Origin of the sequence: Microcoleus sp. B4-D4, assembly GCF_036705185.1 — a bacterium.
GTDB lineage: Bacteria > Cyanobacteriota > Cyanobacteriia > Cyanobacteriales > Microcoleaceae > Microcoleus.
Map to the genome: position 1 here is coordinate 216,716 of NZ_JAUBTX010000004.1, position 11,418 is coordinate 228,133.

Consider the following 11,418-nt stretch of genomic DNA (forward strand, 5'->3'; position numbering starts at 1 on the left):
TTTTATGCTCTAAACCCGCCCTCGCAAAACTCCCTTAATAGGCGTCTTGCAATTCGTAGAAATCAGGAGAAATGTAATCTTTCCGCAACGGCCAGCCTACCCAATCTTCGTTCATCAAAATCCGTTTCAGATTCGGATGTCCTTCGTAGACTATGCCGTACATATCGTAGGATTCCCGTTCTTGAAAGTCGGCTGCTTTCCAAATCCAGTACACTGATGGTACTCTCGGATCTTCGCGGGGGATAAATACTTTGACGCGAACTTCTTCGGGATGGGAAGCATTATCTGTCAGCTTAGCCAAGTGGTAGACGCTGACTAAATCTTCTCCAGGGCCTTGGTCGTAGGCGCACTGGCACTGCATATAATTGAAGCCGTAGGCATACAGTGCTGTTGACATCGGAATTAGGAATTCGCGATCGACCTTTAATATCTCCACGCCCAAATTATCGGCCGCTAAAGCTTCGTGTTCAAAGCCATTTTGAGTCAGCCACTGAGAAACCTTCCCAGCTTCAACAATCGAGGTTTCTGTCTCAGCCACGTTGTACCTCCTGTTTTTGTCCTGCAAGCAGGGCGGGCGGTACTGGCATTCCCATTGCTTCAGTCAATTCCTTCGGCGGGGCCATCCGGCCGGGAATTGACAAATATTTGCCGTCCAAAATGTCATCTACTACTTTCATTTTGTGGGGTCTGGTGTAGTAGCGGTGGGTGGGCAGCAAGTTGCCGCGTTCCTGCATCGAGTCGTTGGCGATTTTTTTCCGCAGTTTGATAATTGCGTCAATAATCGCTTCTGGACGGGGAGGACAGCCGGGGATGTACACATCTACGGGAATCAGTTTGTCAACGCCTCTGACTGCTGTGGGGGAGTCTACGCTGAACATTCCGCCGGTGATGGTGCAAGCGCCCATCGCGATGACATATTTGGGTTCGGGCATTTGTTCGTACAGCCGCACCAAGATGGGGGCGTACTTCATGGTAATTGTACCGGCGGTGATTAACAAGTCGGCTTGCCGGGGACTCGATCGCGGTACTAAGCCGAATCTGTCGAAGTCGAAGCGCGATCCGATTAAAGCTGCAAACTCGATAAAGCAGCAAGCCGTACCGTAAAGCAGCGGCCACAGACTGGAAAGTCTCGCCCAGTTGTAGATGTCGTCAACCGTGGTTAGGATGACGTTCTCTGATAATTCGGATGTGACTTGCGGGCGCTCTGCCGGATTGACAATTAGCGATTTTTGTGATGTGTCTGAACTTAAGACCATTCTAAGGCTCCTTTGCGCCATGCATATACAAGAGCAATAACGAGGATCGTGATAAAAAACAAGGCTTCGATAAAAGCCAAGAGTCCTAGCTGGTTGAAAGCTACCGCCCAAGGATATAGGAAGACAGTTTCTACGTCGAAGATGACGAAGACCAGGGCGAACATATAATATCGGATGTTGAACTGAATCCAGGCTCCGCCGATCGGCTCGACGCCAGATTCGTAGGTAGTGCGTCGGTCGTAGGGACGACTTTTGGGCCGTAGTACCTTAGACGCCGTGAGGGCGAGGATAGGCACTAGGCTCGAAATTAGCAGGAAGCCTAAAAAATACTCGTAGCCGCTGAGTGCAAACACGGTGAATAATTACTGCCTCGGTGAAAGGGTTTGTAACTCTATCTTTACATTATATGGATTTTGCGTAGCTAGAATTACGAATTAGTTGAGATTAATCGTCCATATTCTGCAATAATTTTTAATGTATCTTTTAAGATTAGCTTACGTACCCTTTTGGAGCTATGAGCGATCCAGCCACTGAGACTAAAACCCTCGATCGGCACGAGTGCCGCGCCTGCGGCTACGTCTACGATCCGAAAAAGGGAAATCCTAAAGTTGACATTGCCCCTGGCACGGCTTTTGAAGATTTGCCCCAAACTTGGGTTTGTCCCGTTTGCGCGGCACGCAAGTCCATGTTTCAAAATCTCGGTCAGCAGGAAGGGGTTTCGGGATTTAAGGCAAATCAGCGCTACGGTGTCGGTGTCAACGGTATGACCGAAGGTCAGAAAAGTTTGCTGATTTTTGGCGGCTTGGTCGTTGGTTTCTTGTTTTTACTTAGTATGTATGGTTTGCAGTAGGACGATTGTGAGATTTTGGCAACGAATTGTAATGTTATTGGCGGCTGCGCTCATTTGTACGAGTTGCAGCACGATCGGTTCTGTGAGTTACAACCCCTGGCAGGTGATATCCTTGCCGACGGAAGCTAATTTGCAGGATGTTGCCTTTACGGGCAATCCCGATCGCGGCTGGGTTGTCGGTTCGGAGGCAACTCTGTTTGAAACGACCGATGGCGGCACGAACTGGAAGCAGATAGTTCTGGATATTGATGAGCCGAGGTCGCGTTTTTCGTCGGTGAGCTTTTCCGGTTCCGAAGGCTGGATAGTCGGCCAGCCTTCGGTTTTGCTCCACACTACCGATGAAGGCAACTCTTGGACGCGGATTGCTTTGAGTGCTCAGTTACCGGGTTCTCCAAGTACGATCGCCGCCTTGGGCCCGAAGGCCGCCGAGATGACGACGGATGTGGGGGCAATTTACCGGACTTCTGACGGTGGCAAAAATTGGAAAGCTGTCGTTCAGGATTCCTTTGGGGTAGTTCGCAACATCAACCGTTTTGAAGACGGGCAATATGTGGCAGTTTCCTCCAAGGGCAATTTCTATTCCGTGTGGAAACCCGGACAAGAAGCTTGGGAACCTCACAACCGCAATAGTTCTCGCCGCCTGCAAAATATGGGCTTTACCAAGGATGGGCGCTTGTGGATGCTCGCCCGCGGCGGTCAAATTCAATTTAGCGATCCAGAAAGTGCCGAAGGTTGGGCAAAACCGTTTTTTCCCGATCGCAAGGCAAGTTGGGGTTTGCTAGACCTGGCTTACCGGACTGATAATGAAGTTTGGGTAGCCGGCGGCGGCGGCAATTTGCTGTGCAGCTTAGATGGCGGGAAAACTTGGCAAAAAGACCGCGAAGTTGAGGATGTTCCCGCTAATTTTTACAAAATTGTCTTCATGGGGCCCGATCGCGGATTTGTGCTCGGCGCTAAGGGCACTCTACTGAAATATCAAGGTTCAGCACAAGCTGCTTGATAGTAGAATAGTAATAGAGATTGTCTGTCGATTTGTTGTTGAAAGGAGGATTCTAAATGTCAGGTACAACTGGAGAGCGTCCGTTTGGGGACATTATTACAAGTATCCGTTATTGGGTAATTCACAGCATCACCATTCCGGCTTTGTTTATTGCTGGATGGTTGTTTGTGCAAACCGGTTTGGCTTACGATGCTTTTGGCACTCCTCGCCCCAACCAGTATTTCACAGAGCAGCGCCAAGAAATCCCGATTGTCTCGGATCGCTTTGAAGCTAAACAACAAGTAGATCAGTTCATTGCCAAGTAATTTAACAAGGAGTTGGAAAAATGACTAGCAGAACGCCAAACAATGAGCCGATTTCGTATCCGATTTTTACGGTACGCTGGTTGGCAGTTCATACTTTAGGTGTCCCAACAATTTTCTTTTTGGGCGCGATCGCAGCAATGCAATTTATTCAACCATAGGAGTTTACGATGCCTGAACGCATTCCTAATCCCAACGAACAACCCGTAGAGTTAAATCGCACTTCCCTTTATTTGGGTTTGTTGATGATTTTTTGTCTGGGTATTTTGTTCTCCAGTTATTTCTTTAACTAACTGGTGACGCTAGTTTGATGTCTGCAGTTCGATGAATTTGTTTTGCTGTGAATTAATGAGGTGATGGCTATGTTTAGTGAAAGTGGCAGAATTCCTTTGTGGCTGGTAGCTACTGTCGCAGGCCTAGGTGTTCTGAGCATTGTGAGCCTTTTCTTCTACGGCGCTTATGCCGGTTTGGGTTCTTCGATGTAAGGAGAATCTCGCGTATTTTACGCCTCAAACCCCCCTAAAAAAAAGGGGGGTTTAATTATGCGAATTTGGTTGGTAAATCCGGGATAAATATTAGAAAAAGTGTTGATTATTTGGCAAGTTTATGATATTAAACTGCTTTTGGTCAATAAACCTGTAGGGACGGGTTAACCAATCATATCGTTTCCGGTTGCATCGGAATAATAAAATCGAGTCAACAGTCAGTAGGGGCGGTGCCTGTGAGTGCGGGCCCTCTTAACAGTCAACAGTCAACACTCAACAGTCAACAGTCAACATCATAAGGAGTGTTACCGGAAATGATATCACCCTCTCATATCATGTCCACACTACGAACCCACGAGAAAATCTCGCCCGAAACCGGGTTTCCTTCGAGAGATTTCGCCACCAAACCGAGATTTTCCCAGAAACCAGGTTTCTGAGCCCCAGGGGCAATCTCGCCCGAAATCCGGTTGATTTCGAGATATATCCATAAAAACTGGATTTTTATCTCATCGGGCCTGCTTTGGGTATTAGCCAAAAGTTGCGAGTAGAATAGTGCAAGAGCCGATCGCTCGATCGTAGTCCATAGCGAAATATGACCCCACCGCAGCCGCCCCGCAAACCTCAAACCGTCTTGGGTGCGATCACCCAAGCAGTCCAGACTATTGCCAAGGTTAATTTTAACCAGCTAGCCCTGAAACCGAATGCCAAAGTACCCGAACTGTGGGTACAAGATGCGGGTGCAGCTAAAGCTGAGGTTTATCCGCTATTGGGCGATCGATATTTATTAGGTCGATCGTCCAAATCATCAGATATTGTAGTTCGCAATCCCGTTGTGAGTCACGTCCACCTATCCCTGTCGCGGGATACTCGGCGGCGGACTCCTTTTGTGATCAAAGACGAAGACTCAACCAACGGCATTTACTCCGGCAAAAGGCGAGTTAAAAGTATGTCCCTGCGTCACGGAGACGTGTTCACCTTGGGCCCGCCGGAACTCGCCGCCGCCGTCAGAGTTCAGTACGTAGATCCGCCGCCTTGGTATTTGGAATTTGTGCGCTACAGCTTTTACGGAGTCAGTGGCATCACCGCTTTGATTGCGGTGTTGGTAGGTGTCGAATCCACCAAGTTTCGAGTGCGGCCTCTGCCGAGAAGCATCAACGGCCCGGTGATCGTTTACGCCCGCGACGGACAAACTCCCCTGCGCCCTCCCCAGAACAACGCCCACGTAGAATTAAAGGGATTGCAGGATTTTTCGCCTTATTTGTCCAAGGCGGTACTTGCTTCGGAAGACAGCCGCTACAATTGGCATTTGGGTGTAGATCCGATCGGGGTTTTGCGCGCACTTTTAACCAACGTGCGCGGCGGAGGAATTCGCGAAGGCGGCAGCACAGTGACGCAGCAGTTAGCGAGGAGTTTGTTTCGAGATTATGTGGGAACTCAAGATTCCGCCGGACGCAAATTGCGGGAAGCCGTAGTTGCGTTGAAACTGGAGAATTATTACAGCAAAGACGAGTTATTGCTGACTTATTTGAATCGCGTGTTTTTGGGAATTGACCTCTACGGTTTTGAGGATGCGTCTCGGTTTTATTTTGGCAAGTCGGCGAAGGATTTAACTTTGTCGGAAGCGGCGACTTTGGCGGGTATTTTGCCCGCACCAAATAGTTTCAATCCGATTCAAAATTATCAGTTGGCGGTGCAGTATCGCGATCGGGTGATCGAACGGATGCGGGCACTGGGGACAATTTCTCAGGAAGAAGCCGATCGCGCGAGGCGATCGCGAATCGACATCAATCCCAAAGCCCGCCAATATCTGCAAAGTACGATCGCTCCTTATTTCTACAGTTATGTATTTGACGAATTGGAGTTTTTGCTGGGAGAACAGTTAGCCAGAGAAGGCAATTTTATAGTAGAAACAGGCTTGAATCCCAGCCTGCAAAAAGTAGCCGAATCTTCCCTCAAAAATGCCGTAGAAAATGCCGGAGCCAGTGCAGGTTTTTCTCAAGGAGCCGTAGTAACTCTCAATACTGCCACCGGGGAAGTCTTAGCATTAGTTGGGGGCGTAAGTTACCTGCAAAGTCAGTTTAATCGGGCTACCCAAGCATTGAGACAGCCCGGTTCTACATTTAAGATTTTTGCCTATACAGCAGCCATAGAACGCGGAATTTCACCCACCAAAACCTATTCTTGCGAGCCGCTTTCCTGGGGCGGACAAAGTTACAGCGGCTGCGAAAGAACCAGCGGCAGCGCTGATATGTATCGGGGCATAGCACAGTCGGAAAATGTAATTGCTTTGAGAGTAGCACAAGATGTCGGTTTAGACAATGTAGTGGGAATGGCAAGACGTTTGGGGATTACATCTCCACTGCGTTCTTCTCCTGGTTTGGTGTTAGGTGAAAGTGAAGTTAACGTATTGCAATTAACGGGTGCATTCGGGGTTTTGGCGAACCGGGGTTTGGGCAACCGCCCCCACGTAATCAAGCGAATTATTGACAGCAGCGACTGCAAAGATCGAAATGATTTTAACAGTTGTCGGGTGATTTATGACTATCAAAAAGATAGCGTTGCCAACCGGCAGTTAGTTTCTGAAGCTGTAGCGGATACGATGACGGATATGCTGCAAGGTGTGGTGCGGGGAGGTACGGGGAGCAGTGCTGCTTTGGGTTTGGGAGAAGCTGGAAAAACAGGCACGACTAATGATAATAGAGATTTGTGGTTTGTCGGTTATATTCCGAGCCAGCAAATGGTGACAGGAGTTTGGTTGGGGAATGATGATAATTCTCCGACTGCGGGAGGCAGTGCAAATGCTGCTCAGTTGTGGGGGGAATATATGCGGCAGGTGGCGCGTTAAGTCATTAGTCATTAGTCATTAGTCATTAGTCATTAGTCATTGGTCATTTCGGTGGCGCACCTGATACCAAATCGGGTGGATTACCATAACAAAAACGGTTCGTAGTGCGGACTTGCATACGCTTGGAGTTGGAGAATCTAAGGAATGAAAATTTAATAACTTAAGCGATTGCTCGTTGCTCGTTACCAGGAAGAGCCTGGTAATGCAGATAGGCGAGGCTCTGCCTCCTTTTATCTGGCAACTTACAGGAGAGAGGACTGTAGGAGGTGTTTAACTTATTAACTTTTCGCTCCTAAGCGGACTAAAGTCCGTACTACGAACCAATTGTTGCAAAAGTTTTGAACATTGTATTAACTCAGGGATGCTTTTTTTAGGGCTTGGGTGGTTCGCCTCCAGATCGATCGCACATATTTTCGTTGGTCGATCGCGTGGAGTACAATAAATGCCAGGAAAGTATAAACCATCCAGAAATGGATATTTCTTGCCAAATCTACAACCGCTGCATTTTGAGGAAAGATATCGGGCAGCGTTGCAACCCAGAAAAAAGGGACATTCCCGCTTTTGTAAGAATTAGAGAGGAAAAATCCGCTCAGGGGAACCGCTACCATAAACAAATAAATTGCCGCGTGCAGTAGAAAGGTGCGAATCCACTCACCTGTAAACTTGGGAAGGCGGCGCGTATACTTGCGCCACCACACCCGCTGCAAAATGAAAATACGCCAAGTTAGCAATGCCATTGTCAGCGCCCCAAGCGATTTGTGCAAGCTATAAGCGTTGCCTTGCAATGGTGTACTGTCTGGCATTTTTACCATCAAAAGTCCCCCAGCCAGCAGCAGCAGATAACAGGTTGCCATCACCGCGTGCATTGACCATAATTGCTTGAAGGCTGAATTCGATCGAGGTTGGGGCTTTGTTGCTTGCGGAACTAATTTTGAACTCATCAAATATCTCCTAGACACACTTGCAACCTCAGAAACCCGGTTGAGTCCTAAATTTTTCGTGAGGGTACAGCAAATATTTCCTAGAAACCGGGTTTCTAGCCCGCGATGCTCAAGTCCTGAGTCCGAGAAACAGGGCGACATCCAGACAAAATAGAGTGCAAATTAACTACATTTCCGATGACGGCGATCGCAGGTGCTGAAAATCCAGTAACCTCAACTTGCTCTACAATTGTACCCAAAGTTCCGATCAATTCTTCTTGTTCCGGCCTGGTTCCCCAGCGCACTAATGCTACGGGCGTTTCTGCGCTCAATTGGGCTGCGGTTAACTCACCGATAATGTGAGGCAAATTGTGGATTCCCATGTATACTACAATGGTTTCGGAGCCGCGGGCGATCGCCTGCCAATTTACCTCCGGCCGATATTTTCCCGCTGATTCGTGGCCTGTGACAAAGGTGACTGAGGAACTGTACGATCGGTGTGTCAGAGGAATTCCCGCATAAGCCGCAGCCGCAATCCCCGAAGTTACACCGGGGACGACTTCCACCGCAACTCCAGCTTTTACCAACTCTTCCATTTCTTCGCCGCCGCGCCCGAAAATAAAAGGATCGCCGCCTTTGAGACGAACTACGATCGCATTATCTTGAGCTTTTTCTATTAATAACTGAGTTGTTTCGTCCTGCATTAACGAGTGGCGGCCTTTGCGTTTTCCGGCATCAATTTGTTCTGCTTGCGGGTTGATTGCTGCCAAAATTTGATGGCTGACTAAAGCGTCGTAAATCACCACATCCGCACACTCTAACAAAGCTTTTCCCTTCAAGGTCATCAAACCCGGATCTCCGGGGCCCGCACCTACTAAATACACTTTGCCTAAAGACATTTTTCTGGCTTCCTTTACCTCTTCTGTGCCTCTGCGGTTCATTTTTGAATTAAATTCCCAATTAAATCTGCTAATTCTGCACTTGCGCCTAGAGGGTTTGCCAGATGAAGTTCCGCCGCCGCAAATTGCTGCTTTAACTGTGCGACATTTTTGGCGATCGCATCTGTAATTCCTCCATTAAATAAGAAGTATGGCACAATCCCTATTTGCTGCTGTCCACCGCGAACCAAATTATCAATTTGTGCTTCCAAACTCGGCTTTACCGACCAATAAGCCGTCAGTGCACCGAGTTCGCTGGCGATTTTCTCAACTGTCGAGTTACCTCCGGGGCGGCGGCTGCCGTGAGATAGTAAAATCCATTTTGGCAATAGCAAATTGGGAAGAAAAGCCACTTCTTGCATCTGACTTTTTAGCAATTTCGTTAAGCCCGCTTCCTGGGAACCTAAATGCGGGCGCAATTCAATTTTTAGTGTGGTACCAAAAGTTTTTTGGGCAGTTTCTACCTCTGCGGGTATGTCTTCGGCGACGTGAACTCCGGGTAATAAAAATGCGGGCAGGATTTGCAATTGTGTCAGCCCCAGCGACAGGGTATGTTCGCCAAAACTGCAAATTTGTTCGTGCAGCGGCGCGGGGCCGAGTTCTAGGGTGGCGGTGGCTACTGCGGGGAACGAGGCGGCTAATTTTTGAGAAAGCAGTTGACCGAGGTTTTCCAAAGCCAGTTGGGGTCTGGGGTCGCGGCTGCCGTGAGATACTAATAAATAGGTCGATCGCAATTTCAATATGGATTTGATGTTAATGTTCGATCGGGATCTGGACTTGCGCACAAAAACTCAAGTCACGTACCTTACAAAAGTTCGATCGGGATTTCAAATAATTATAACACCGTAGGGCGCTTGACTTAAAAATTACTCAACACAAAAGTTCGATATCGTAGGGTGCGCGGCTTGAAAATTACTCAACACTGCGCTTAAATTTTCTAAGCCGCACACCTTACAAAAGAAGGTGCGCGGCTTAAAAATTACTTAACACATGGCTTAAATCTTCTACGTCACACAGTTTATGCAACTCTCAAATTAACCTTTGGGAGCTGGATCGGCAATGTATTGGAAAGTAGGTTCAGAGTTCCAAGGGCCGCGTTCATCCTTGCCATTTGTGGACAAGTTAAAGTAGAGATCCACAGTGGAATCTGGCGGAATATTGCCGAACAAAGGATCGGTGAGTTTGCCCAGCGCTTCCAGAGCTTTCATGAACATTTCAGTGTGAGAAATTTCGCGAGTCAGCAGAAAGTGCAGGGTCTTTTTCGTTCCCGTATCCGGTGCTAGTTTAATCAATTCTTCGTAAGTTTGGCGAGCTCCTGCTTCCGCACCGATATTAGCGCGCAAATCGCGCACGACATCGCCGCCTTCGTTGACATAAGCAGCGCTCCAAGCTTGACCTTGGCTGTCCAACAAGTGCGGGCCTACACCGCGCACCGCAAACAAAGTGCTTTTGTAAGCTTCTGTTTGGTCAACGTTTTTGGTGTGCATTTCTATGAGTTTGCCAACCATTTCTAAGTGGCTGAACTCTTCTATTGCAATATCTTGGAGCATATCCTTAATCCCTGCATCTTCACAGTGAAAGGACTGCACCCAGTATTGCAGAGCTGCTGTCAGTTCTCCGGTTGCTCCGCCAAACTGTTCTAGCAGCAATTGGGCAAAACGGGGGTTTGGTTGGTCTACAGTCACCGCAGCCATTAATTGTTTTTTGTGAAAAAACATGGATTGATACCTCTCTTTAATTCTGTTGCTACAGTCTCAGGATTGCAGACTTGTAGCTGTGTTCACCTTCAGCATCCATTGTGCGACAAGCGATCGCACCGAACCTCGGTCGCTGGTTACATCTAACGACACAAATTTCTCTGCTTTCAGGTAGAGTTTAAACTTAAAATTTTAGTTAGTTAATCGGTATAAACATTACGATTTAGGATCGCTATTATTGTCGCACTCGGTTAATTTGGCTGACAGGGCATCGAGGTGTCGCAGCCACTGAATGCCACCTACCCAACTGCGAGATGGGATGTGTCCGATTGGTGCTTGCTGAGTAAATTTAAGTTGTCCTGAAGCAGTAGCAGAGTTGTATGTCGGCCAGTTTACCCGATTGCAAAATCGGATATAATCTCCCTCGACGCTTTCGTAAATCTGCTGCTAGGAAAGTTTTGCCAAATCTACCTTTCCCTAAAAGTTGAGTCGGTCGATATCGCTGTCTCAGCAACAGGTGATAGCCACAGTTTAAGCAAAGTTTTGCAGTGTTGGGGTTTTCAGGTTGTTGACATTCTCGATTGAGACAGTAAGTCATATCGATTTTAGATTTTAGATTGAAGAATGTTAGATTGTGAAGAATTTTTATTAAATGCACTGCTTTTGTTTTCTCTTTCCTTCGAGGCGCGTTATTCTCAGCAGCGCGAAGGAGCTGCCACCGCCGGGCCCGCCCGACTGCTCTGGAAGCGGGATATTTGCCGGTCGCGAACAGGGAAAATTGTGCTAAACTCTTGCTGTGCATGGAATTTGAGGCGCAATTGATGCGATCGGTTCAGGGACGCTGAAAAAAAAAATCAAAATTTTTTTGCTTGACCCCTAGACTTTTTCGGGAATATAGTGCTATAGTTAGAAAAGTTATGGCGAGTGTAGCCAAGTGGTTAAGGCAGTGGTTTGTGGTACCACCATTCGTGGGTTCAATTCCCATCATTCGCCCTTTTGATTATATTGTACAGGTGCGATCGCCCGTTGGGTGCTTAGCTCAGATGGCGGTTGAAACCCCATCTATACAAACGATTTCCGTACCAAGCGGACTTAAGAAGATAACGTGATTTTCGTTTCCCGGTC

At 47.8% G+C, this 11,418-nt stretch carries 16 protein-coding genes and 1 tRNA gene; 8 read left to right on the forward strand and 9 right to left on the reverse strand.

The window, feature by feature from the left end; all coding sequences use genetic code 11:
• Positions 1-34: 34 nt before the first annotated feature.
• From QUB13_RS05630 to ndhC, 3 genes are read right to left on the reverse strand one after another with little or no spacing between them, the layout of a single operon-like run.
• Positions 35-538: an NAD(P)H-quinone oxidoreductase subunit J gene (locus QUB13_RS05630; RefSeq protein ID WP_194067010.1), complete on the reverse strand. Its 504-nt coding sequence runs from the start codon at positions 536-538 to the stop codon at positions 35-37.
• Positions 531-1,256, reverse strand: a complete 726-nt coding sequence (gene ndhK, locus QUB13_RS05635) for a photosynthetic/respiratory NAD(P)H-quinone oxidoreductase subunit K (RefSeq protein WP_333088609.1) — start codon at positions 1,254-1,256, stop codon at positions 531-533. Before ndhK ends, QUB13_RS05630 begins: the two co-directional genes overlap by 8 nt.
• Positions 1,247-1,609, reverse strand: a complete 363-nt coding sequence (gene ndhC / locus QUB13_RS05640; RefSeq protein WP_006635500.1) for a photosynthetic/respiratory NAD(P)H-quinone oxidoreductase subunit C — start codon at positions 1,607-1,609, stop codon at positions 1,247-1,249. Before ndhC ends, ndhK begins: the two co-directional genes overlap by 10 nt.
• Positions 1,610-1,770: 161 nt before the next feature.
• Here ndhC and QUB13_RS05645 point away from each other — a divergent pair, with 161 nt between their 5' ends.
• The 7 genes from QUB13_RS05645 (at position 1,771) to QUB13_RS05675 (ending at position 6,738) form a co-directional block, all read left to right on the forward strand.
• Positions 1,771-2,106 (forward strand): rubredoxin, encoded by a 336-nt coding sequence (locus tag QUB13_RS05645; protein ID WP_194009013.1) that lies wholly within the window; start codon positions 1,771-1,773, stop codon positions 2,104-2,106.
• Entirely contained in the window at positions 2,093-3,106 is a 1,014-nt protein-coding gene (locus tag QUB13_RS05650; protein ID WP_333088607.1) for a photosynthesis system II assembly factor Ycf48, read from the forward strand. The genes QUB13_RS05645 and QUB13_RS05650 overlap by 14 nt, the downstream gene beginning before the upstream one ends.
• A gap of 56 nt (positions 3,107-3,162) precedes the next feature.
• Positions 3,163-3,411, forward strand: a complete 249-nt coding sequence (psbE, locus tag QUB13_RS05655) for a cytochrome b559 subunit alpha (RefSeq protein WP_194009015.1) — start codon at positions 3,163-3,165, stop codon at positions 3,409-3,411.
• A 20-nt stretch (positions 3,412-3,431) separates the two neighbouring features.
• Positions 3,432-3,569 (forward strand): cytochrome b559 subunit beta, encoded by a 138-nt coding sequence (gene psbF, locus QUB13_RS05660; RefSeq protein WP_194009016.1) that lies wholly within the window; start codon positions 3,432-3,434, stop codon positions 3,567-3,569.
• Between the two features lie 9 nt (positions 3,570-3,578).
• On the forward strand, positions 3,579-3,701 hold the full coding sequence (locus QUB13_RS05665; protein ID WP_194009017.1) for a photosystem II reaction center protein L: 123 nt from the start codon (positions 3,579-3,581) through the stop codon (positions 3,699-3,701).
• A gap of 69 nt (positions 3,702-3,770) precedes the next feature.
• A complete protein-coding gene (locus QUB13_RS05670; RefSeq protein ID WP_006635506.1) occupies positions 3,771-3,893 on the forward strand; it encodes a photosystem II reaction center protein J in 123 nt (40 codons plus the stop codon).
• A gap of 592 nt (positions 3,894-4,485) precedes the next feature.
• On the forward strand, positions 4,486-6,738 hold the full coding sequence (locus QUB13_RS05675) for a transglycosylase domain-containing protein (RefSeq protein WP_333379627.1): 2,253 nt from the start codon (positions 4,486-4,488) through the stop codon (positions 6,736-6,738).
• A 350-nt stretch (positions 6,739-7,088) separates the two neighbouring features.
• Here the strand turns inward: QUB13_RS05675 and QUB13_RS05680 are convergent, their stop codons facing one another.
• The 6 genes from QUB13_RS05680 to QUB13_RS05705 form a co-directional block, all read right to left on the reverse strand.
• Complete coding sequence (locus tag QUB13_RS05680; protein WP_333379628.1) at positions 7,089-7,679, reverse strand: cytochrome b; 591 nt, start codon at positions 7,677-7,679, stop codon at positions 7,089-7,091.
• Between the two features lie 95 nt (positions 7,680-7,774).
• Positions 7,775-8,599 (reverse strand): uroporphyrinogen-III C-methyltransferase, encoded by an 825-nt coding sequence (gene cobA / locus QUB13_RS05685; RefSeq protein ID WP_333379629.1) that lies wholly within the window; start codon positions 8,597-8,599, stop codon positions 7,775-7,777.
• Positions 8,596-9,330, reverse strand: a complete 735-nt coding sequence (locus tag QUB13_RS05690) for a sirohydrochlorin chelatase (protein ID WP_333379678.1) — start codon at positions 9,328-9,330, stop codon at positions 8,596-8,598. Before QUB13_RS05690 ends, cobA begins: the two co-directional genes overlap by 4 nt.
• A 300-nt stretch (positions 9,331-9,630) precedes the next feature.
• On the reverse strand, positions 9,631-10,314 hold the full coding sequence (locus QUB13_RS05695) for a manganese catalase family protein (protein WP_333379630.1): 684 nt from the start codon (positions 10,312-10,314) through the stop codon (positions 9,631-9,633).
• Between the two features lie 195 nt (positions 10,315-10,509).
• Positions 10,510-10,734: a hypothetical protein gene (locus tag QUB13_RS05700; RefSeq protein WP_333379679.1), complete on the reverse strand. Its 225-nt coding sequence runs from the start codon at positions 10,732-10,734 to the stop codon at positions 10,510-10,512.
• A complete protein-coding gene (locus QUB13_RS05705) occupies positions 10,643-11,095 on the reverse strand; it encodes a 4-Cys prefix domain-containing protein (RefSeq protein ID WP_333379631.1) in 453 nt (150 codons plus the stop codon). The genes QUB13_RS05700 and QUB13_RS05705 overlap by 92 nt, the downstream gene beginning before the upstream one ends.
• 118 nt (positions 11,096-11,213) lie before the next feature.
• Here QUB13_RS05705 and QUB13_RS05710 point away from each other — a divergent pair.
• Positions 11,214-11,286, forward strand: a tRNA-His gene (locus tag QUB13_RS05710).
• The last annotated feature ends 132 nt before the right edge of the window (positions 11,287-11,418 follow it).